The following is a 22,311-nucleotide window of genomic DNA, read 5'->3' as shown; positions in this document are numbered from 1 at the left end:
GCTTTACTTTTTCAAATAGTTGTCGATTTCTTTCGTTTGGGAGAACTTCCCCTGGTAAAAAACGAGTGCATCTCCGTCCGTGTAAGAAAAATCTTGTATTTTTCCGAGGTATAAAATATGGTCACCACCGTCATATTCTTTCCATGGCGAACACTCGAATGTTGCAAGCGTGTCCTTGATTTTCGGTCCAAGGAACGTTTCCTCCCATTCGATTTCCAGTCCTTGCTGCTCCTTACCGGCAAATTGCCAGGCGATCGCCTCTTGACCTGAAGCGAGGATATTCACGACAAAAGATTGATTCTTCAACCCGGCGCACGCTTTCGCCTTTTTATCAATTGAAACGAGCACAAGCGGTGGATCCAATGAAACAGACGTAAAAGAATTGACGGTAATGCCATGCTTCACCTTATCTTCCCCCGCCCACGTCACAACCGTCACCCCGGTTGCAAATCGACCGAAACAATTCCGTAACTCACGTGTATCCACTCAGTCACCTCCATAAAAAGTAAAATCTGTCATTACTATAAAGGGAATGACAATATCGAACAATCGAGTTATTTCACATTATGAAATTTAATCAGATTTTTTCGAAAAATCTGATTAATTTTTGCAGGGAGATGTTTATTCGACAAAGAAAACCTGGCAAACCAAAATCTTGGCGTTGGCTTTGTATTAGTTCCCCTGATACTGAAGCTAAGTATTTTATTCTTTCTTTAGTGCAAAAAAGAGCGTCTATCCCATGATGAAATAGACGCTAGCTCCACTTTTTATCCACTTTTTTACCGACACGGAATGATAAATATCCGCCGATCAACGTGCCGATCACCCCAGTCACGATGGTCCAATAAGATTCGAACTCCATGAAAACGAAGATCATGATAACGATGCTGAGGCCGATCGCAACCCAGCGGTTATACGTAACCCGCACAAGAAATGGTATGAGTATGATAGGCAAAATAAGTGCCCCGAGAATTTCAATCATTATGTAATAAGACGCCTCCTTGAAACTCCTGACTTCGGCATATAATTCATTATACGCCTTAAGAGCTGTGCAATTCAATCTAATCAGATCAAAACCGCCCATCAGGACGGTTTTTGTCATATATTACGCGTTCCCGATCGCCATACCCGTATAGGTAACTGGACCGATTACAGCCCCCTGGTTCAGAAGCCCCAGAGAGTTGGTCAATTCAATCGTTATCGAATAGGCTTGTGGGCCCGCAGGTACGTTGAAATCTACTGCATTGAATGAAACAGTCCGATTGTTTTCTACAGAAATATCGATCTGGGATGTTGTGGTAAAGATGATCTGTGAACCACGGAAAAGTTTAATTAATACGATTGGGTTACCTAGAGTCGCTTCCCATCCTACTGATCCAGTCAGTTCAACATGATTTGTATTGGTGGGAATCGAAAGGCCGAATTCTGCCAGTTTAATCGTTGACGGAGATGCGGGGATGGCACGATTTAAAGCGCCGTTACTTGAAGCAGGTGCACTCACATTATAATCTTGTATTTGTTTAGCCATTTTTTCACCTCCTCTTATAATCTATGATTTTGATGGGGAAAGGTTTGGACAAGTGTTCAAGTCTTGTAAGTAAATACTAGATTAATAGAAGGAGGAGGAACGTTTTTAGCGAAAACATTCTTCATCAATAAAAGGAGTTGATGCAATGATCATGAAGGAACGAACAGAGCCGAGAAAGATCGATAAGTTAGAAGCCCAATTACGACGGCTCTCCTACCTACATCCGCAATACCCGCTGATCGAAAAAGAGCTGGCTATGTGTAAAGCAGGTTACCGAGGTGAACAGGCACTGGATTATCATTTAGAGTACCTCCCCGAAAAAGACTACTACATTTTCCACGACCTTCGACTCTTCGACACACGTTACTATTTTCAAATCGATACGTTGATCGTCACCCCTTATTTCATGCTGATTGTCGAGGTGAAAAATATCGCAGGGAAGATCCGATTCGACGAATTCAACCAGATGGTCCGTACAAGGGATGGAACGGAAGAAGGTTTGCCAGACCCATTTCTGCAGCTGCAATGGCTATCTAGAAAATTGGCCGAATGGCTGAAGATCAACAATCTCCCCTCTCTCCCGATCGATCACATCGTCGTCATCAGCCGATCATCCACTATCGTCGAAGTTTCAGAATATACTCCTGAAAAATTGACCCTAAGCGCAAATCTCCCTTTTAAGATCGAAGCACTCAGAAAAACCTTCCCAAGAGAGGTGTACAGTAAAAAACAACTCAGGAAGCTCTCCAAACTTTTAGTGAAAAAGCATACTCCGCAGGATCCAGATGTAATGAAGCAGTTCAAGATAGAGCCAGTAGAATTGCTGACAGGCGTCTATTGCGCGGAATGTAAAACAATGACGATGGAACGAAATCACGGCCGCTGGATTTGTTCGAACTGTTCACATATCTGTAATGACGCAAAAGGGAGACGGTACAAGATAACATTTTAGAAATCACCGATATATTTCGTGTTTGCACCGATATTTTTAAAATTTGCATCGATAAATCCAGAGTTTGCACCGATATCTCACATCAGGTACTTTCTTAGACCTTTCCCCGATATGGTTCCGCTGCTCTGCATAGTCCAATTCAATCAAAACTGCCTAATCCAGCTCCAAAATTCATTCTAAAAAGGAAAAACCGCCCTACTGGACGGTTTTCAACATCATTCATTTTTATATTGGATCTTTTGCGTATCCATGTACAGCAAATAAGCTGATTTTTTATCGTCATTCTTTCTTCTTCTCATCAAGTCACTGCAGTCTACCCAATTGATCAGTTGCAGCTTCAACGCCAGCTCTGCATCGATCTCCTTTTCGGTCTCTTTCATTAATCTATTGGTTTCTCTCACAGAACGTTTGAAATATGTTGCTGCCTGGTGAAGGGGAGAATGCTTTTTTAGTAGATCCAAAAACTGATCAGTTGTATCAGATTGCTCAGCTAAAGAATCTTCCAGAGCAACTATGAATTTATATAGATCCCGCTTATGATCGGGGAGAGCCTCAATGATTTCCCTCGCCAACATTTCAGACAAATAATCGTTCATCTAGATCTCTCCTTATGTGTGATGATTTTTATCAAGGAGGCGAGTAGACCCCACCCTCAAGGAATGGGAAGGGCATAGCCCAATGATTAGGGTGGGGATGAATCGCTTTCGGACAAGGGATGGATCTTACCATCTCAATTGTCCGACTCTTGATTTGTCTCATTTTATTGAAATCGTTCCTTTTTTCATGTCTAAAATGAAATCTTATGATATAATAAGAACAAACGTTTGGTTTTGGGAGGTGGAATCCATGTTGGTTCATAGAGCCTATAAATTTCGACTCTATCCAACCAAAGAACAAGAAATTCGAATCGCGAAGACAATCGGATGCAGTCGTTTTGTATTCAATCACTTTTTGGCACGATGGAATACCACCTACCAGGAAAAAGGGAAAGGATTGACCTATACGACTTGTTCGAAGCAATTAACGCAACTGAAAAAGGAATTACGATGGCTGAACGACGTAGACAGTGTTGCCCTTCAATCTTCATTGAGGAACCTTGCCGATTCCTTTTCACGATTCTTCAAGAAACAAAACAACCCCCCACGATTCAAGTCTAAAAAGAATAAGGTCCAATCCTATACCACCAAATATACAAACGGAAATATTGCGATTGTTGGAAACAAAATCAAATTGCCCAAACTGGGACTCGTCAAATTGGCCAAGAGTCGTGAGGTTGAAGGACGGATCCTCAATGCCACCATCAGACGAAACCCAAGTGGGAACTATTATGTGTCCATTTTGGTTGAAACAGAAGTAGGCGATAGGCCTAAAACCCACTCGTCAGTGGGGATTGATGTCGGACTAAAGGACTTTGCCATATTGTCAGACGGAACGGTGTATGGGAACCCTGCGTTTTTTCGAACCTTAGAAAAGAAACTGGTGAAAGCACAGCAAGTCCTGTCCAGACGTCAGAAAGGCTCTTCGAATTGGCATAAGCAACGGATTAAAATTGCCCGAATGCACGAGAAAATTGCAAATGCGCGAAACGATTACTTGCATAAAATCTCTACCCATATTGTCAAAAACCACGACCTTATTGGTATGGAAGATTTGCAGGTATCCCATATGCTTAAGAACCACAACCTCGCCAAAGCCATAAGTGAAGTGAGTTGGTCAACCTTCCGTTCTATGCTTGAATACAAAGCAAAGTGGTACGGCAAACAGATCGTGGTGGTATCCAAAACGTTTCCTTCCAGTCAACTTTGTTCCCATTGTGGCTACCGTCATAAAGACGTTAAGAATCTTGCATTACGTGAATGGGACTGCCCAAAATGCACGACACATCATGATCGAGATCTTAACGCAAGTAGGAATCTTCGTAAGGAAGCATTACGATTAACCGCAGGAACTGCGGGGATCGCCTAATCCATAACCGGCGGGTACGCTGGTGTTCTTAGGAATCCCCCACTTCAAGCCACTCGCAAGAGGGCTAAGTGGCGGGTAGTTCAATTGCCTGTCTTCATATTGTATTTTTTCAAGAACCGTTCTGCACGCCCTCCACGGTCAGAAAACTTCTGTCTTCCTGTATAAAATGGATGCGTATCTGAGCTGACTTCTACTTTGATCAGAGGATAGGTGTTCCCATCCTCCCATTCGATTGTTTCAGGTGAATCCATTGTGGAACCGCTCAGAAATTTAAAACCACTGTTCGTATCCATAAAAACCACTCGTCGATATTCTGGATGTATTTCTTTTTTCACTTGTACCTCTCCTTATCTTTATGATTTTTCACCCTTTAATGAAGAGCTGCTAGTCTTTCAGCAATTCTCCTGGCTCCGGAAATGTTTCTTGATACTGGACCTATTTCAAGTTCCGCTAAAGCTCCTGCAACATGTAATCCCTTGCCCCATTCAAGTTCTGGAGACACGATCGGGAACCCGCAATTTGAACATTTGAGTCCATGTTTTTCGATGGTTTCATCTAACCACTCTTTACCGGGCAGGGAACCTTCTACCCCCGTTGCAAGAATGATACGGGATGCTTCCAGACGATCTCCATTTTCCAACTGTAATTGGAGCCGGGAACATTCATCTAGTGAACACTTCATCACTTCTCCTATAATTGTTTTTAAATGACCTTTCCGTTCTAAATGTTTTTGCTTATGAAAGAGTTGCTGTGTGATCGAGCCTTTATGCCGGGCTTGTGTAATGATCTGTCTACGTTCTTCAAAATCTTCTATCCTATGAAATTTCCGCATGTTTTTTGGTCCCATCCAACCCGGATCGCTATCGAATTCATGAACGCGACATGGATGCCGTTTAACCTGTATAACCTGAAAGTTTCCATATCCACATAATTTATTTACCAGGTGAGCAGCAGTGATTCCACCACCGATTATAATCACTGGCAATGTTTCACTTTCCATAGAAGGGAGTTGGTTGTCAAAAATATGGAAGACCTTTTTAGGATGACGTTTATTTAATTCTTCGGCCCATTCTGGATACAAAGGCTGATCATTCACACCCATAGCCAAAACGACTCTCTTTGAGTAAAGAGATTCACCATCAGTAGTCCGGACCCTCCAATGATCATTCTGATAATCCAATCCATTCACATAAGGCGTCGTCCACGCGTTACGCAATTGAACTTCGTCAAACACGTGGTGACAATGATGGTTGAACAAGTCTAGATTGGGTTTCTGATAGTATCCATAAAACGCATCGTTGAAGTTGGTCTTTTTTGCGTATTGTTCAAGGCTGGATGGATGCGTATCAACATGATGGACAACTGGAGATCGAAGGTAGTGCATACCGATCCTCGAGGTAAGCTGTTTCCACCTATGCATCGGTACTGGTGATGGATCAATGATCTGAAGTTGATCAACCTCTACATTCCTGTTTTTCAGTAAAAACGTAGCTATCGTACAACCATGTATACCTCCACCGATAATCAACCACTCTTTCATCTAAGGCTCTCCTTTAGTGGTTTTACCAGCTTGATTTTTTGACGCCAGGAATTTGACCTTTGTACGCAAACTCTCTAAGTGCGATTCGAGACATCTTGAACTTTCTTAAGTATCCTCTAGGTCTACCAGTTACCTGGCATCTATTGTTCAAGCGCGTAGGCGAAGAATCCCTGGGCAGCTTTCTTAGTGCCTCGTAATCCCCTTCTTCCTTCAGCTTTTTTCGAATCTCCGCATATTTCTCAACAAGTTCTTGTCTTTTTCTTTCTTTTGCAACTTTAGATTTTTTAGCCATTTTCGAGTCTCCTTTCAATAAAAAACACTAATAGTAATCATTACGATTTAGAGTCGATAGCGCTGCCTTTTCTCTCGAAACTGTCATCCTATGTGAAATTATTAAAAATCAATAACACAAATCGTAACGGTTACGATTTGTGTTATCCCATTATATCTGCTTTTTATTGTATTGTAAACCCTCATGAATGCGTTAAAGAAAACTTGGCAAAGCCAAGCCTTTGGCAAATGCTGAGCTTTAGTTGTGCCTATATTGAAGAAAGTAGATAATACTTTCTTGAAATGTAAAAGCGCCCCCTTAATTGGAGACGCCATTATGTTGGTATTCAATTCTACTCAACCTCAGCCAACTACTTTCCTGCGTTTTGCATTTTCAGGCTGGGCGAACAACAAACCTAGTTCGTGGTGTTCATTTTCATAAAGAGAGCGCTGGACGAAGCGGACTTCACCATTGAAGTTCAGAACCTCCAGTTTTACGAAGGACGCACTGCTCTGCACCGCCCCATAAAAGTCTTCGACCCGCTCCATCTTTCTTCCGTTCACTTTGATGATTCGCTCCCCGATCGAGACATTCATTTTCGATGCCGGTGAGCCAGGGATGATTCCGAGGACCCGTAAACCCTCATTCATCGCACTGAAGTATGGTGCACGCTTGATCTCCAGCTTTCGGTAGTACAGAATCAGAGCGTTACGCCCGATAACTGCCAGCCCGACGATGACGATGCTGAGCATTTCCAGATCGAAGGTGATCAACAGTACCGCTCCAACAAGCAAGATAAGACCGAGCAAAAAGAAACGGCTGCCGATATTTTTCACGACTGGTTCTGGCATTGACTGTGATACGACGTGGTGGAAGCCGATCGCAAACGGCACAAGTGCAAACCCGACACTTGCCTCACCGATCTGAAGCAACGGGAACCAGTCTGACGTCGCCACGACCGATCCGGGTACGAGGACGAACAAAGGGACAAACCAGATTCGGCTGATAACGTGGGCACCGATTCCTTTGCCTCTTTTACCACGCAAAAGGATCGGCGACGTGTTTTTCCCACCGATCGATATGATCAGTATGCCTTCGGCGACAAGCAATGCGGCAACCAAAAGTGCGATCATACCAAGGGACGCGTCCTGCAGATCGACGAGCCATCCGTCCACGATCCGGACTCCTGTTTCAACCGGCGGCATGTAAGAAGCTGCTAAATAGGTCAACGTACCGGCAAACACCGGGTTGAAGTAGTTTTTACGCAACGTCAAACCGAGCACGATGTAAAAAACAGACATGACGGCGATCACACCGAATGACAGATACAACCCGGCGAACACGCTCAGTACTGAGATAATCAAACCGATCACGAGTCCAGGTACGATTCCGTTCACAAAGTCATCCATCGTGTCATATACCCTGACGCGGAAGTCACTTCGCTCCCGCTTCACACGAGTGACAGCATGGAATCCAATCAATAATAATATGACGTAAAAAAGAGGATTGAGAAAAAACCAACCCATCGCTTTAAGTATATTGAATAATATATCTTGCATATTTCAGCCCCCAACAATCTATCGTTTCTCTTGATCTATTCTGTTGCCCATATATGTAATCACAAAAATAGGCCCTGAGATCATCCCGATCAACATTAAAAACGCAAGCATCTATAAAGAAAACTTTGGAAATCTAAACCTTAGCGTAGCCTTTGCCTTAGTTCCCTTATATTGAAGAAAGTATTTCATACTTTCTTAAAATGGAACAAAACATCCCCTATGAACATCTCCAAAACCTTCCTCCTATAACATTCGAAAATGAATACATAAAGTAAACTTGGCAAAGCCAAGCCATAGCGCTGGCTGAGCCTTAGTTGCACTTATATTGAAGAAAGTATTTATACTTTCTTTAAATGAAATAAAATCCGTAGAAGGGCATCTTCTACGGATATATTCGACAGTCAAACCGTTTCATCCTGCTTTTACTTTTCGAATAAAACTTCGATGGCCGTCTGCAGCTGCTGATCATTTTTTCCGCTGTCGATCTTTTCAAGCAGCTTCTGTTCCATGAGTGAAGCAGTCTCTTCGTCCACTTTTCCGGTCGCCTTCACTTTATTAGCGTTCTGGAATGCACGTACCGCTGTTTCTGTTTTATTATCGTAATATCCATCATCGCGTCCAGGATTGAAGCCCAATCCTTTCAAGATCGTCTGGACATTTTTCACCTGTTCACCCGTCATGTCGTAGGTCAGCGGTTTTTCGATCGTAATCGGGTTTGCACGGTAGAAAGCAGGCTGCTCTTTTTCAATCGTTGGCTCGACACCTTTCTTATGGATCCAATTTCCATCCGGCGTCAACCATTTGAACATTGTCAATTTAAGACTGCTGCCATCTTCCATTTCAACTGCTTGCTGCACTGTTCCTTTACCGAACGATTTTTCACCGACTACTTCGTAACCGCCAGCTTCTTTCAGGGCTGCTGCCAAAATCTCAGATGCCGATGCACTTCCCTTGTCGATCAAGCCGACTATCGGGTAACTTTTTTTCTTGCTCGTGTCTGAGAAGAACCGTTGCTTGTCACCGTTCCGTGATTCAATCTGGACAATCGGATCATCCTTCGTGATGAAGAGCTGTGCGATATCCTGTACAGCATTCAAGAAACCACCCGGATTACCCCTGACGTCTATGACAAGTCCGTCGATTCCTTTGCCTTCAAGATCCTTCAGCTGCTTTTCAAAATCGGAAGCTGTGTCTTCAGAGAACGACGTGATCTTCATATGTCCGATTTTCTTTCCATCATTTTCAATGATATCGGAGTACACTGTTTCTATCGGAATTTCATCACGTTTCACATCGATCGTCAATGGATCACTGACGCCTGCACGTTTGATTTCAAGCTTTACGGTCGTGCCTTTTTTACCGCGGATCTTCAATACTGCATCGTATAGGTCAAGCCCTTTCGTACTTTTCCCGTCAATGGAAATGATCTGATCGTGCGGTTTCAAACCTGCCTTTTCAGCCGGTGAATCTTCGAAAGGAGCAACGATCGTCACATACCCATCCATCATCGTAACTTCTGCACCGATCCCTTCAAAAGAAGATTCGAGCGTGTCGTTGAATTGTTCAGCCGTTTTGGCATCCATATAGACGGAGTATGGATCATCAAGCGTATTGACCATCCCCTGGATGGCACCTTCCAGAAGTTTTTCCTGGTCGACATCATCAACATATTTTTCCGAAATCAATTCATATGTCTTTTCAATCTTCTCGAAGTCTTCCGCAGAACCAGAACTTCCTATTTTCCGTTCTGTACCGTTTTCAACTGCTTTTTCTAAAAGGGAAGGACTCTCATCATCAGAGAGCAACGTCATTCCGGCATATGTACCACCAGCTCCGACAGCAAGTGAGCCCGCCACTAATAATGCAACCACTTTACCTTTCACATTCATTTCATCATCACCCCATCGTGTTTGCAGGAAAAGGCACCACACCATCAAGATGCGATGCCTTCTCACATGAGTAAGGTCCCCCTAAGTCCGTGCCATTCACTTACTCGGTATTACTATATGAACAGCTTGTATCCTTTATGTGTGAAAAAAACCTATCTTGTATTCTTGTAAACGTTGAAGCTAGCTCCATACTACTACAGAAGCCAGAATCTAACAAGGAAATCGGATTATTTTTAACGAGAAAACGAGTATTCAGCTCGTAAACTGTCCATTCTCTCCTTCTTCCAACTCCAATTCCTTTTTCAGTTGAGACCGGATTTCATCCAATTGTTGCTCATCAAGTTGCAGATAATAAGTTGAGCCCGGTTGGTAATCGTACCCTGTCAATTGAAGTTTATCGATTTCTTTCACTTTCGTCATATAAGGAACATAAGAAAGGACTTCCTTGAAAGAAAGGTTCAAAGAAAGATTGCCTTCAAGGCTCTCTAGTAGTCCATCATACTTGGATACAGATGAAAAAGACTTCATTCTTCCAATACTTGATTGGATGATCTGCATCTGCCTTTCACCTCTCATCAAGTCAGAATCCGCTTTTCGCGTTCGGGCATAGGCCAAAGCTTCTTCCCCGTCCAACTGCTGCTTTCCTGTATCCAATACGACTTTTCCATGTGTTTCTTCCGCTATCTGATCAACGACATATTGATCTTCTATATCGATTTCAATGCCGCCTAATTCATCAATCGCTGTCTTAAAGGCTTGAAAATTGCCACGTACGACATAATCCAACGGGATATCAAGCAGTTCTTCAGTCGTCTGAACAGTCTTTTCCAAACCGCCTACTAGATGCGCATGGTTGATTTTATCCATCCCATGACCTGGAATATTCACATACGAATCCCTAGGAATGCTTAACAACGTCACCGTATCGTCGGTTTTGTTGAAAGTTGCGACCATCAACGCATCTGAAAGACTTCCCTTAGCCTCTCCATCCCTGCTGTCTATGCCGACAAACAGGATTGAGAAGTTATCTTTTTCCGGATCGATCGTTTCTTCCCTTTTATCCGATTTTTTTCCCCTGTCTAAGGAAACCTGTGCATTTTCCGTAACATCCGAGGCTTTTGTAAAGAGGTAAGCCGTATAAGAGATGGGTAAAAGCACCAATACAAGGAGGGTGATGATCGTATACCTGAGCCATTTTCGTTTCTTCTTCCGTCTGTCAAATCTTGATTCCATCAAAACCACCTTTCCGATACTATTACTGAGAATTGAGCGTATAGATTTGCAGCATCATTTCCCTCATTGACGCTTAGAGAACGATTCTTCACGCATAAAGAAAACTTGGCTAAGCCAATCTTCAGTACAGGCTGAGCCTTAGATCCTCGAAAAAGCAATCGCTTTTCCTTCGTGTGTGTATTGTTCGGAAGCTACTAACTTGTGCGCTTATATTGAAGAAAGTATTCATACTTTCTTAGAATGCAAAAACACTCTCTAACTATTGTATAAGAGAGTGTTCGTTCGCCTGAACCCTTTTTTGATAATAAATCTGAAAAGTTTGTTACTTTTGATCTTGAGAGGTAATTTCCCAGCTTTGCTTTTCATCCGCTTCAATGATTCCAAGTGTCACATCATCTACGTCTGGGTCAGCAAGAACTTGATCCCTTACACGGAACTTGATATCGTCAGCCTCAGCTAAAGAGAATCCCTTCTTCAATTCAATGTAGCTTTCCACATGATACTTTCTGCCCTCTTGTAAAATCCGCATTTTATAGATGTCGACCACATCCGGTTGTGAAAGGATCAGACGAGCAATCCGATCCTCTACCGTTTTCGGAGCAGCCACACCAATCAGACCGATTGTGTTCTCATAACCGATCTTTAATGCAATACCGATTAATAAGAGACCTATAAGCAGAGTGCCTATACCATCCAACAAATAGAAGCCTGTAAAATGGGAAAGCACTACGGCTGACAGCGCAAGCAACGCACCGAACGTAGCAATGATATCTTCGTAAAAAACCAGTCTTGTAGGCGGTGCTGCTAATGAGACATTCTTCAGCGCGGATGAGATGAGACCACCACCAGTTCCTTCAGCCCTTGTTTCTTTGAGAATTTCTTTCATCGCTTTAATTAAAACAATACCATCAATGATGACAGCTACCGCTAGAATTCCGATATTCAGCCATATATTTGTAGAGGGCTTAGGGTGCTGGATCAGCTCCCAACCCTTCCGGACGGTTTCGTATGCCATGATTGAAACAACCACCACTGCTATGAGGACAAATAGGTTGACCACTCTTCCGAACCCTGCAGGAAAACGTTTTGTCGGTTCTTTTTCAGCTAAAGCGCTGCCTATGAAAACGAACCCTTGATTGGTCGCATCAGCCACCGAATGAAGCGTGGTTGCCAACATCGTGCCGCTCCCACTTACAAAAGCAGCGATTCCTTTGATGATAGCCAGAAAAGCATTTCCAACTGCAGCTATACCCGATGATTTGTTCCCTTTTTTCAATAGATTGATAAATGCCATTGCTCGTCCACCTGCTTAGTTTGAAGTTACTTTCATTATCAACCTGGAGGTGAAACTCTATTCATCCTTTAATTGCTCCTGGACAATCGTAAGCAAGCGGCTGTTCTCATCCAATCCGGCAACATTTTTGAAAGTTTCCAAGAATCCATGCTCTCGTATGGACGCTTGAAGATCCATCGCTTCTTCGTCATCAGGATGATCGTAAGTCAAAGCCGCCGCAATGACTTTCCCAAGAGAAACCGGATCTTTCCCGAAGGTATCCAAGTAATCGACAGCAGGTGCGACCAGCCGATCTTTAGCTCCTAACTTACGTTTTGGGGCTCTGGCAACCCGCGTCACTTCATCAGAAATATGCGGGTTCAAGAAACGGCCGATGATTTTTTCAATATAAGCCTGATGTTCTTCAACACTAAATGGATATTTTTTGACTAAGACTTCTCCAGATTCCTGTAAAGCGGAACGAACATCATTCTGGAGTGCGTTGTCTTCCATCGCTTCTTTTATCGTATGATATCCCTTTTGATAACCTAAATAGGCCGCTGCAGCATGACCGGTATTCACAGTGAACAACTTCCGTCCGATATAGGGAGTCAAATCATCGACGAAAGTGACCCCGTTTATACACGGATTCTCACCCTTCATACCTTTCGTTTCCACTACCCACTCATAATATGGTTCTACTTTTACGAGCAATGGGTCCTCGTTGGATTGGAGCGGCACGATGCGATCGACAGCCGCATCAGGAAAACCGATCATATCGTCTAATGACAACTTCATATCCGGATCGATCTTGTTGTACACATAGTCTTTCAAAACGGTGCTGCCGCCGATCATATTTTCACAGGCGATCACATTCAACGGTCCGCCACCGCCCTGAGCCAACCGTTTTTGCAACCCCTTTGCCAACAGTTCAGATATGATAGGCAGGATGTTCGGCCCAACAGCTGTTGTGACGAGATCAGCTTCAGCAATTGAATCAATGACCGCTTCCGGATCCTCCAAACTATTGAGACCACTAACCCCGTGCACTTCAATCGTTTCATCACTTCCCACTAGTTCGATCGTGTAAAAACCCCGCCGGTTCAATTCATCGAGCAATTCAGCATTTACATCGACAAAGACCGTGCGGAAGCCTGATTCCTCTAATAATGCACCGATGAACCCACGTCCGATGTTACCTGCACCGAAATGGACCGCTAACATATCAGTTCACCTCATTGAAAATAGAAATGACTTCTTCGGCAGTTTCAGCTTGAAGGATATGATCGATATTCTCTTCTTCTGAGCAGACAATTGCGATTTTCGATAAGATTTCCAGGTGCTCATTCCCTTTTCCGGCAATACCGATCAACAATTTTACAGTATTCCCGTCACCGAAGTCCACTCCATCGGGAACGGTGACAATACTCAAACCCGTTTCCTTCACAGACTTTTTCGCGTCATCTGTTCCGTGTGGGATTGCCACAGAGTTTCCCATAAAAGTAGATGTGATCTCTTCCCTTTTCAACATTTCCTCAATATATTCACGTTCTACATATCCTTGATCATAAAGGATTCCGCCGACAAAACGAATGGCTTCTTCCTTGTTCGATAGTTTTGTATTTAAAACGATATTATCAGCCGTTAAAATAGCATCGGACATTATTCATTTCCCCTTTTTGTTAATTTTCCTTCTAAAAAGCGATGCAGCTGATTCGCTACATAATGATCAATTTTTCCAGCATTTTTTGATTGCAGGATCTCGACACATTCAGAACTCTCTACAATCAACGAACTAAGAAAACTTAATACTTCCAAACCTTCTCTATGGATATCTACAGGTGCAAGCATGAGTAAAATCGTATGGATTTCCATAGGGGTCTGATCCATCCCTTGAATGGTAATGGGCTCAGGCAGTATTTGTACAGTAAAGATCGGTTGTCTGATTTGTCCATGTCTCGCGTGAAAAAGAGCAAGATTCGTCCCAGTGATTCCAAGTCCGCCTAGTTTTTCACGTTTCACGAGGGCTTCCATGACAGAATGTGCATCACCGATATATCCATCCGTTTCAAAACACTGACACGTTTGCGTCAAGACTTCTTCATAGGTCCCCTTTTCATGATGGGTGACCTTCATGGTGGTCAACAATTGATCGACAACTTCCACATATTTATGGATAGCCTCAACAGAGACACGGATTTCCTTCAGTGATCGATTGGATAGTGATCTTTCTACTTGATTGAGAGAATTTACTTTAATCGATTCAGATATCCGCTTTTTCCGCAATACATGCTCAATTTTATGGACATCTGAAGTAGGAAGCATCGGATTGACCTGAATGTACTGGTCAACTTCTGACAAAGCAATCGTTGAAACAATCAAATCGTATTGAGTAGGATCCAACTCCTCCAGCTCGAAAAAAGAGCGATGTTCGATTTTCTCAATTTCTTTGAATTGCCGGGCTAGTTTTGCCGCTAATATTTTTGAAGTACCGATCCCGCTTGAACAAATGACTAGTACTTTAAGTCCTCGTGTGCCTTCCATATTCAAAAGAGCAGAGGCGAAATGCATGACAAGGAAGGCAGTTTCCGTCTTTGGAAAACGATATGGAAAAACCTCCTGAGCGGATCCCTCTACAATTTGAAAAAGCTCTCGATAATCACGTTCAATTTGGTCTGTTAACGGATTCTTGATTTCCTTGTTTTCTTGAAGCCGATATATACTTGGTTTCAAATGGCTGACCAGATCATTCAGAAGGTGATCGGACTGATGGAAGTCTATCTTGATTCTCTCGGAAACAAGCTCGATCAGCTGTTTTACTTTGAAGCCCAACATCAAATCAGTCTCTTCTGAAAAATCCTCACCATTCCGGACTTTCGCTCCTAACAGATGGGTCGTGATATACCCCGTTTCTGCCTCAGGAATCATGATTTCAAAAACATCCTCCAACTGCTTGATCAACTTTTCTGCAACAGCAAACTCTTTAGTAGCCTTGAGTTTTTCCAGCTGTTCAGATGGCATACTGATCGTCTCTCCTTGTTGGATCCGTTCCATTGCCAATGAAAGGTGGATGACTAAACCAATATATTCACTATCCACTAGTTGATTTTGTAAGGAATGACGGATGTCGTCGACACTCTGTTCAATAGCCTTCAATTTTTCTTTATTGATAAGGTCCAACAGCTGTTCAGACAGTGTGTTGGCAGAAGACGGAGCTGGCTTCACGATTTTTTCACGTAAAATCGATAACAAAGCCGTCTCATCCGTGTGCTGTAAGATCAATTGACCTATCGCTTCCCTGATATGTGTTTCATCTCCTTGTATTTCGACGCCATATCCACGCTTGCGAACCAAAGATAAATGAAAACTTTCCAACGAATCTTCAATTTTGTCCAAATCATGACTGATCGTCGCAACCGTCACACCCAGTTCATCAGCAAGAGCGAATAATTTAACAGGTTCACGGGCTTCCAATAATCTTGAAAGAATCAATGTCTGCCTCTCCTCAGGTGTATAATCTGACTGTACTTGTTGATGGATGACAGATAAAAGAGAATTTCGATCACTTACCGAAGCTTTCAATTTCAACCCGGTTCCGGCTTTTTTATCAATTGAGATTCCATGCGGCTTCAATAAACGTTCCAATTCTTTGATGTCCCTGTGGATGGTTCTTGAACTGACACCTATCTGATCGGCAATCTCCTTTATTGGAATTTCACTTTTTGTGCGCAATAATACATCCAATATTTTTCGTTCCCTGGCTGTAATATACATCAGTCAATCACCTCCTTCAGTTGACAAAATTCAAGTTATTCAAGCATTACTCAATTCAAATTTTACGCAGTAAACCCTTCATCTATCAACAAAAACTAAATATAATCTCGTCTGTCCTAATGTTGACAAAATTTAATTGGTGTATGTGGCAAAAGATTTGTCATCCTTCATTTTCAAACGAATTCCACTCCCTTTCCAGAGCCATTTTTCCAAACTGTAAAAACAGCTAAAGAAAAAGAGTCTGATCATGCAGACCCTTTTCTTGTATTCTTCAATCTTTTTTCAATTCTTCGACTAACTCATCGTACTTAGGGCTGTTCAAGAAATTATCGACAGAGATATGATGGGCATCAGGAACCTTTTGGATCGCTCTTTCTGTCAGGTCCTTATGAGTGATGACAATATCCACATCTGATGGGAGATCATTGATCGCCATATTGGTTACATTGATCTCAATTCCTGCTTTTTTGAACTTGTTTTTCAATAATGATGATCCCATCGCACTGGACCCCATTCCAGCATCACAAGCGAAGATGATTTTATCGATATTATCCTGATTGACACTCGGCACTTCACTTGTATCCCTATCGATAGCTGTATCTGTATCGGCTTCTTCCCCATCCATCTTGGAAACCAATTGATCAGAAACCTGGCTCTTCTTTCCTTTCATTGTTTCCATCCGTGTAGTCGCCTCTGTCAGACCCTCTTCGTTCTGCTTACTCGTTTTTAAAATGACAGAAGCAACGATGAAAGATACTGATGCGGCAACCAGTACACCTAAAATGACGCCAGCAAAGTTCCCTTTCGGTGTCAAAGCCAACAGCGCAAAAATACTTCCAGGAGAAGGAGTTGACGTAAGACCTGCCCCAAAAGCCGCAAATGTTGCTGTTCCACTTACGCCTCCAGCTATGACAGCAAGGATCAATGTCGGCTTTGATAAGATGTAAGGAAAATAGATTTCATGTATTCCACCAAGGAAGTGGATGACTGCGGCACCAGGTGCTGTTTGTTTGGATATTCCTTTACCAAAGACCATGAAAGCAATCAGGACACCTAACCCTGGTCCTGGGTTTGTTTCAAGCAAGAATAAGATCGACTTACCGACTTGCTGTGCCTGATCGACTGCAAGCGGACTTAAGATTCCATGGTTGATTGCGTTATTTAAAAACAAGATTTTTGCTGGTTCGATGAAAAGGTTGACCAATGGAAGCAGTCCAGCATTGATCATCGCTTCAACACCAGCACCTAGTGCTTTAGTGATCCCACTTACCACTGGACCGATACCGAGATAAGCGATGATTGTCAAAATAGCCCCTGTAATACCTGCTGAGAAATTGTTGACAAGCATTTCGAATCCAGAACGGATACGGTTTTCAAACAATTTGTCGACTTGTTTGATCGCATAACCACCAAGCGGTCCCATAATCATCGCACCAAGGAACATTGGAATGTCAGCACCAACAATGACACCCATCGTTGCAGTTGCCCCCACGACACCACCGCGCAGATCATAGACAATACGCCCACCACTGAATCCGATCAATAATGGAAGTAAATACGTGATCATCGGTCCCACGAGTTCTGCAAGGCTTTCGTTCGGCAGCCAGCCTGTTTCGATGAATAGGGCCGTTATGATCCCCCAAGCGATGAAGGCTGCTATGTTCGGCATGATCATTCCGCTTAAGAAGCTTCCAAATCGTTGGATTTTCGCTCTTATGCCAGATTGCTGTTTATTTTCAACCATATTTAATCCCCCTCATTTTAACAACTTTACGATTACCTTAATCATAAAGCGTTTACAAGAGCGCTATCAATACAATGAAAATGCATCTTTGGCAAAGGTAATGTTGACAATATTTAAATAGGATAAAGGTTTGTTGTTATTGGAGGATGGAAAGGAAGATGCTGAATGCTTATGGCAGTGGAAATATGCAAGACCCTGCGGGAGAATTAAGAACCCTCGACTACACAACCCCCACATCTCTGCCTGCGGTTACTCAGCGCCACACGACAAGGATGAAATGGAAATCTTGGTCTTGTGGTGGACGTCGAAACCAGCACACCCTATGCAAGTGAGCTTAGGAGCTTGTGTTGACCCATCGGCTCCTTTTTCTCTCCAAAAATCGATACTTTCATCTGATTATGGATGAAAACTTTTAAGCCCCCTTATTCATTTAGACACCATAATGAGTTCAAAGTAAACTTGAGATCGACTATAAATAAGGGAAATTCTTGGTCAACTTATAGGAATATCTGATTTATCTACAAAAAACAGATGGTTAATTACAAAAATTTGAAATTATCTACAAAAGTGGGGATTTAACTACAAAAATCCAAATTTATCTACAAAAACAAGATTTTATCTACAAAAAACACACCCCGGTCCGGTTCGGTTACCAGGGTGTGATCTGTATCCATCGTTTAGAAGTAATTATTCGGGTTGACTGCATTGGACTTGCTTTGGTTCCAATCACCTTTGTGGATTTCAAAGTGTAAGTGCTGACCAGTCGATCTACCAGTGCTTCCCATATTACCGATCTGTTGGCCTTTCTTAACAGAAGCCCCATTACCGACCAAACGATTTCTCATATGTGCATAGACTGTTGTATATTTTTGACCATTGATATAATGTGCGATGAACACAACATTTCCGTAACTGCTTGAATAGTAAGACTTGATGACTGTACCTGAAGCTGATGCAACAATAGGTACTGTGCCGCCTTTGGCCAGGTCTATTCCAGCGTGCTGTTCACCCCAACGCGATCCAAACCCTGAAGTTTGCGGCGCGTTAGCAGGTTTCATGAACATACCGCCTCCGACCGCTGGCGTTGATGACGATCCACTGTTCTTAGCCTTCTTAGCCGCTTGTTGACGCTTCATCTCTTTTTCAAACGCTGCTTGCTGCTTATTCAACAGATCAGATTCGTCTTCTAATTTACCCATTTCGGCATGCTTGTGTTCCTCTTCCTTTTGAAGCTCGCTCAACAATTCATTTTTAAGTTTGGCCTGGGCTTTCAAATCAGACTTCAAAGCTTCTAGCTCTTTCATTTGATCTTTTAGCTCTTTAAGTTGTTGTTCAACTTCTGCCATCATTTCTTCAAGCGCTTTTTTATCAGCTTTGTGTGCCTCAAGAATTTCTTTATCCTGCTTCGAAATTTCGTTCAAAGCAAATACGCGGTCAAGGAAATCTCCAAAGCTTTTCGATCCAAGCAATACCTCTAAGTATTGAACAGAACCACCATTTTCGTACATTGCTGTTACACGATCTTTCAACATTTCATCACGTTCAGCGATACGTTCTTTCGTCTCAGCGATTTCCGCTTTAAGCTTCTCGATTTCTTCTTTCGTATTTGCAATTTCTTTTTCTTTACCAGCAATTTCATTTTCCGTATCAGCGACCTGCTTATCTAGCTTTTTGATTTCAGCATCTAACAGGTCTTGATTATGCTTGATCTTTTCGATCTCTTTTTCAATTTCTTTTTGTTTTGAAGAGTTCGTGCTCTGCTTTTCTTTTACACTTTTGATCTTATCTTTCAGAGACTCGGCATGAGCCTCATTCCCACCGACAAAATTGAATCCACTGAATATTAAACTGATCGAGGCTGCGACTGCTATGAACTTCCTTTTCAATCTCTTATCCCCCATTCAAGTTTTAAGTATGTAAGTAGTTGGTGACCGCCTGAACGGCAGCCCCAACCTATTTTTTTAGCTTCATTTTGCGAAATCAGACTTTCAAGAACTTGCGGACTGATGTCATGCTTCCCCATACGCCTATGAACGCACCGATGACGATAAGTAATCCAGCTAGCTGGAACATCAGCGGATAGACTGGAAGCAGTTGAATGAAAACAGTCTTCAAATCTACACTTACAGCTTCATAGATGAATTGATAAGCAAGGATCAATAACCCGATTGGTACAAGCGCTCCAAGGACACCTAACAGGAATCCTTCTACGAAGAACGGCCATCGGATGAATCCGTTCGTTGCACCTACCAACTTCATGATTTCGATTTCTCTACCACGTGAAACGATCGTGATCTTGATCGTATTGGCAATCAAGAACATCGCTGTAAACAAGAGTCCGACAATAAGGACCAAGCCAACGTTGCGAGCCGTGTCTGTCACCTTGAAGAGCTTTTCGACGGTACCTTTGCCGTATTCGACTTTGGTCACGTTCTCAATCCCTTCGATTTTCTTGGCGACAACAGGTGTATCCTGTGGCTTTTCCGTTTTTACAGCAAACGCATCAGGCAGCGGATTTTCATTTTCAAGAGATGCGAATACTTCACCCTCATCTCCCAAACTATCAATCAACTCTTTCAAACCTTGTTCTTTCGGGACGAATCGTACATCATTGACCCGATCGATTCCATTCAGATCTTTTTCAATCTGTTCCTGTCTATCAGTTTTTATCGTTTTATCCAGATACACACGGATTTCAACATCATCTTCTATTTGAGATGCTATTGCATTGATGTTAAGCAATAGAATCAGAAATACACCGACAAGTAAAAGGGTCACGGTTACGGCACTGACAGATGCGAATGACATCCACCCGTTCCGTCCCAGGTTTTTAAATCCTTCTTTAATGTGTCGAGAGAGGGTCCGGGGTTTCATCATAACCGTATACACCTCTTTTCTCGTCACGTACGATACGACCACCTTCGATGGCGATCACCCGTTTTTTGATCGTGTTTACAATCTCTTTGTTGTGGGTAGCCATAACTACAGTGGTCCCTCTATTCGAAATTTCTTCAAACACTTCCATAATGCCCCAGGCTGTTTCGGGGTCCAGGTTTCCTGTAGGCTCGTCCGCAATCACGACATGCGGTCTATTGACGATGGATCGAGCAATCGATACACGCTGCTGTTCACCGCCAGAGAGCTCATCAGGTAAAAACCGCGCTTTGTTCTTGAGACCTACGAGTTCAAGTGTTTCCATCACTTGTTTACGTATGACCTTTGGTGACTCCTCGATGACCTCGAGAGCAAACGCGACATTTTCGTATACCGTCAATTTCGGCAGGAGCTTAAAGTCCTGGAAGACGATACCGATTTGTCTTCTTAAGTATGGGATATGACGCTCTTTCACCTTTGTGAGGCTTTTCCCGTTTATTATGATATTGCCTTTCGTCGGTTTTTCCTGGCGGTACATACATTTGATGAATGTTGACTTCCCTGCACCACTCGAACCAACGACGTAGACAAATTCCCCTTTATCTATATGGACATCTATCCCGTTCAGTGCCATTACACCGTTAGGATAGGTTTTCCAGACATCGATCATTTCGATCAATTTTCATCACACCTTGTATTTTCTCTTGTTGTCAATTCTAATCGAAGTAAATATCTTGTTATTTTATAACAGAGTATAATAGTAGATTTAGTTTGAAATTGACTTTTAGCAACAACTATTATAACATCTCGATTCGCCAAAATAACCCAAAATAGTATTACATTTTTGTTTCATTTTCTTTTTAAATATGACGAAACCTAGGTATAATGCCACTTTTCAGCTTCGATAAGATTCGACAAGATTTTTATTTTCGCGAGTACCCTACTACATTAACCCATTTATTCCTGCTACGAAATAGTATATTCGTATAAAAATTCTAATTCTAGGTCCTGATTAGAATGTACCAAGTATCTCTTCAACGCGTTGCAGTGATAGCGTGGGTCGTGGGAAATTCTATCATTCCTCTTATCGGCTGCAGATAACGGATATTTAATCGGTTAGTAGTAATAGTACTTCGAACTTGTTATGATTCTCTGTCCTTAGATAAAGAAAACTTGGCTAAGCCAAGCGCAGGCTCTTAGCCTTAGTTGCATTTATATAGAAGAAAGTATTTATACTTTCTTTAAATGTGCAAAGAAAAAAGCCGGTCCTATAGGAAGTCGGCTCATTTTTGAACAATGTTTGAATGTCTATTTTTTGTTGTTCCATTTTGTGTAACTTTCCCGCCGACGATCTGGTGCCCCTTCTCTTTCGGCTCACTGAGGGGATCGCATAGTTTGCTGTGATTGGGTGTTGTGAAGATCTGAATTCGGACAGTTTTACGCTTTATCTCCGGTTCCTGTCCAAAGTTGCCTCAGGTTAGAACAGCTCCGCTGCCTTTTCTTGTTGCTGTCCCAATACGCGTTGTTTCGGGACAGCTCCTCGGTTTTTTCTCCGCCTCCTGTCTCGTAACGCCCCGTTTCGGGACAGCTCCTCGGTTGTTTCTCCGCCTCCTGTCCCGTAACGCCTCGTCTCGGGACAGCTCCTCGGTTTTTTCTCCGCCTCCTGTCTCGTAACGCCTCGTTTCGGGACAAATCTTCGGTTTTTTCTC

20 protein-coding genes are annotated in these 22,311 nt (G+C 42.7%); 2 read left to right on the top strand and 18 right to left on the bottom strand.

Going from position 1 to position 22,311, the window contains the following annotated elements; translation table 11 throughout:
• Positions 1-3: 3 nt before the first annotated feature.
• From N8M93_RS11380 to N8M93_RS11370, 3 genes are all read right to left on the bottom strand, one after another.
• On the bottom strand, positions 4-486 hold the full coding sequence (locus tag N8M93_RS11380; RefSeq protein WP_261131879.1) for a flavin reductase family protein: 483 nt from the start codon (positions 484-486) through the stop codon (positions 4-6).
• Between the two features lie 268 nt (positions 487-754).
• Entirely contained in the window at positions 755-1,102 is a 348-nt protein-coding gene (locus tag N8M93_RS11375) for a CsbA family protein (RefSeq protein ID WP_261131877.1), read from the bottom strand.
• Between the two features lie 3 nt (positions 1,103-1,105).
• Entirely contained in the window at positions 1,106-1,528 is a 423-nt protein-coding gene (locus N8M93_RS11370; protein WP_261131875.1) for a hypothetical protein, read from the bottom strand.
• 145 nt (positions 1,529-1,673) lie between these two features.
• Between N8M93_RS11370 and N8M93_RS11365 the strand changes: the two genes are divergently transcribed.
• Positions 1,674-2,480 carry a nuclease-related domain-containing protein gene (locus N8M93_RS11365; protein ID WP_261131873.1) on the top strand — a complete coding sequence of 269 codons (807 nt, stop codon included), beginning with the start codon at positions 1,674-1,676 and terminating at the stop codon, positions 2,478-2,480.
• Between the two features lie 215 nt (positions 2,481-2,695).
• Here the strand turns inward: N8M93_RS11365 and N8M93_RS11360 are convergent, their stop codons facing one another.
• The gene (locus tag N8M93_RS11360) at positions 2,696-3,076 is read right to left on the bottom strand and encodes a hypothetical protein (RefSeq protein ID WP_261131872.1); all 381 of its coding nucleotides are present in this window, start codon (positions 3,074-3,076) and stop codon (positions 2,696-2,698) included.
• A 250-nt stretch (positions 3,077-3,326) separates the two neighbouring features.
• On the opposite strand from N8M93_RS11360, the gene tnpB reads away from it, so the two are divergent.
• Complete coding sequence (tnpB, locus tag N8M93_RS11355) at positions 3,327-4,445, top strand: IS200/IS605 family element RNA-guided endonuclease TnpB (RefSeq protein WP_261131870.1); 1,119 nt, start codon at positions 3,327-3,329, stop codon at positions 4,443-4,445.
• Between the two features lie 80 nt (positions 4,446-4,525).
• Here tnpB and N8M93_RS11350 read toward each other — a convergent pair whose 3' ends face one another.
• From N8M93_RS11350 to ftsE, 14 genes are all read right to left on the bottom strand, one after another.
• The gene (locus N8M93_RS11350) at positions 4,526-4,780 is read right to left on the bottom strand and encodes a type B 50S ribosomal protein L31 (RefSeq protein ID WP_261131868.1); all 255 of its coding nucleotides are present in this window, start codon (positions 4,778-4,780) and stop codon (positions 4,526-4,528) included.
• A 35-nt stretch (positions 4,781-4,815) separates the two neighbouring features.
• On the bottom strand, positions 4,816-5,985 hold the full coding sequence (locus N8M93_RS11345; protein WP_261131866.1) for an FAD/NAD(P)-binding protein: 1,170 nt from the start codon (positions 5,983-5,985) through the stop codon (positions 4,816-4,818).
• 22 nt (positions 5,986-6,007) lie between these two features.
• Positions 6,008-6,277 (bottom strand): 30S ribosomal protein S14, encoded by a 270-nt coding sequence (gene rpsN, locus N8M93_RS11340; RefSeq protein ID WP_261131865.1) that lies wholly within the window; start codon positions 6,275-6,277, stop codon positions 6,008-6,010.
• Between the two features lie 341 nt (positions 6,278-6,618).
• Positions 6,619-7,815 carry a PDZ domain-containing protein gene (locus N8M93_RS11335; protein ID WP_261131864.1) on the bottom strand — a complete coding sequence of 399 codons (1,197 nt, stop codon included), beginning with the start codon at positions 7,813-7,815 and terminating at the stop codon, positions 6,619-6,621.
• Positions 7,816-8,237: 422 nt separating this feature from the next.
• Complete coding sequence (locus tag N8M93_RS11330; RefSeq protein ID WP_261132004.1) at positions 8,238-9,698, bottom strand: S41 family peptidase; 1,461 nt, start codon at positions 9,696-9,698, stop codon at positions 8,238-8,240.
• 258 nt (positions 9,699-9,956) lie between these two features.
• Entirely contained in the window at positions 9,957-10,937 is a 981-nt protein-coding gene (locus tag N8M93_RS11325) for an LCP family protein (protein ID WP_261131863.1), read from the bottom strand.
• 322 nt (positions 10,938-11,259) lie between these two features.
• Positions 11,260-12,231 (bottom strand): cation diffusion facilitator family transporter, encoded by a 972-nt coding sequence (locus N8M93_RS11320; protein WP_261131862.1) that lies wholly within the window; start codon positions 12,229-12,231, stop codon positions 11,260-11,262.
• 57 nt (positions 12,232-12,288) lie between these two features.
• Positions 12,289-13,434: a mannitol-1-phosphate 5-dehydrogenase gene (locus N8M93_RS11315; RefSeq protein WP_261131861.1), complete on the bottom strand. Its 1,146-nt coding sequence runs from the start codon at positions 13,432-13,434 to the stop codon at positions 12,289-12,291.
• A 1-nt stretch (position 13,435) separates the two neighbouring features.
• A complete protein-coding gene (locus N8M93_RS11310; RefSeq protein ID WP_261131859.1) occupies positions 13,436-13,873 on the bottom strand; it encodes a PTS sugar transporter subunit IIA in 438 nt (145 codons plus the stop codon).
• On the bottom strand, positions 13,873-15,984 hold the full coding sequence (locus N8M93_RS11305; protein WP_261131857.1) for a BglG family transcription antiterminator: 2,112 nt from the start codon (positions 15,982-15,984) through the stop codon (positions 13,873-13,875). The genes N8M93_RS11310 and N8M93_RS11305 overlap by 1 nt, the downstream gene beginning before the upstream one ends.
• Before the next feature lie 271 nt (positions 15,985-16,255).
• Complete coding sequence (locus N8M93_RS11300) at positions 16,256-17,728, bottom strand: PTS mannitol transporter subunit IICB (RefSeq protein WP_261131855.1); 1,473 nt, start codon at positions 17,726-17,728, stop codon at positions 16,256-16,258.
• 677 nt (positions 17,729-18,405) lie between these two features.
• Positions 18,406-19,614 carry a murein hydrolase activator EnvC gene (locus tag N8M93_RS11295; RefSeq protein ID WP_261131853.1) on the bottom strand — a complete coding sequence of 403 codons (1,209 nt, stop codon included), beginning with the start codon at positions 19,612-19,614 and terminating at the stop codon, positions 18,406-18,408.
• A gap of 94 nt (positions 19,615-19,708) precedes the next feature.
• Positions 19,709-20,602 (bottom strand): permease-like cell division protein FtsX, encoded by an 894-nt coding sequence (gene ftsX, locus N8M93_RS11290; RefSeq protein WP_261132002.1) that lies wholly within the window; start codon positions 20,600-20,602, stop codon positions 19,709-19,711.
• Complete coding sequence (gene ftsE, locus N8M93_RS11285) at positions 20,571-21,281, bottom strand: cell division ATP-binding protein FtsE (protein ID WP_261131852.1); 711 nt, start codon at positions 21,279-21,281, stop codon at positions 20,571-20,573. Before ftsE ends, ftsX begins: the two co-directional genes overlap by 32 nt.
• Between the last annotated feature and the right edge of the window lie 1,030 nt (positions 21,282-22,311).

The organism is Bacillus sp. Marseille-Q3570 (assembly GCF_946151055.1).
In the GTDB taxonomy this organism is placed as follows: domain Bacteria; phylum Bacillota; class Bacilli; order Bacillales; family Fictibacillaceae; genus Pseudalkalibacillus.
This window is presented reverse-complemented; position numbering and strand designations above follow the sequence as displayed.

Coding starts and splice junctions, on each gene's coding strand:
- N8M93_RS11375 (WP_261131877.1), bottom strand. CDS start 1,102: ATGACAAAAACCGTCCTGATGGGCGGTTTTGATCTGATTAGATTGAAT.
- N8M93_RS11370 (WP_261131875.1), bottom strand. CDS start 1,528: ATGGCTAAACAAATACAAGATTATAATGTGAGTGCACCTGCTTCAAGT.
- N8M93_RS11365 (WP_261131873.1), top strand. CDS start 1,674: ATGATCATGAAGGAACGAACAGAGCCGAGAAAGATCGATAAGTTAGAA.
- N8M93_RS11360 (WP_261131872.1), bottom strand. CDS start 3,076: ATGAACGATTATTTGTCTGAAATGTTGGCGAGGGAAATCATTGAGGCT.
- tnpB (WP_261131870.1), top strand. CDS start 3,327: ATGTTGGTTCATAGAGCCTATAAATTTCGACTCTATCCAACCAAAGAA.
- N8M93_RS11345 (WP_261131866.1), bottom strand. CDS start 5,985: ATGAAAGAGTGGTTGATTATCGGTGGAGGTATACATGGTTGTACGATA.
- rpsN (WP_261131865.1), bottom strand. CDS start 6,277: ATGGCTAAAAAATCTAAAGTTGCAAAAGAAAGAAAAAGACAAGAACTT.
- N8M93_RS11335 (WP_261131864.1), bottom strand. CDS start 7,815: ATGCAAGATATATTATTCAATATACTTAAAGCGATGGGTTGGTTTTTT.
- N8M93_RS11325 (WP_261131863.1), bottom strand. CDS start 10,937: ATGGAATCAAGATTTGACAGACGGAAGAAGAAACGAAAATGGCTCAGG.
- N8M93_RS11320 (WP_261131862.1), bottom strand. CDS start 12,231: ATGGCATTTATCAATCTATTGAAAAAAGGGAACAAATCATCGGGTATA.
- N8M93_RS11315 (WP_261131861.1), bottom strand. CDS start 13,434: ATGTTAGCGGTCCATTTCGGTGCAGGTAACATCGGACGTGGGTTCATC.
- N8M93_RS11310 (WP_261131859.1), bottom strand. CDS start 13,873: ATGTCCGATGCTATTTTAACGGCTGATAATATCGTTTTAAATACAAAA.
- N8M93_RS11305 (WP_261131857.1), bottom strand. CDS start 15,984: ATGTATATTACAGCCAGGGAACGAAAAATATTGGATGTATTATTGCGC.
- N8M93_RS11300 (WP_261131855.1), bottom strand. CDS start 17,728: ATGGTTGAAAATAAACAGCAATCTGGCATAAGAGCGAAAATCCAACGA.
- ftsX (WP_261132002.1), bottom strand. CDS start 20,602: ATGAAACCCCGGACCCTCTCTCGACACATTAAAGAAGGATTTAAAAAC.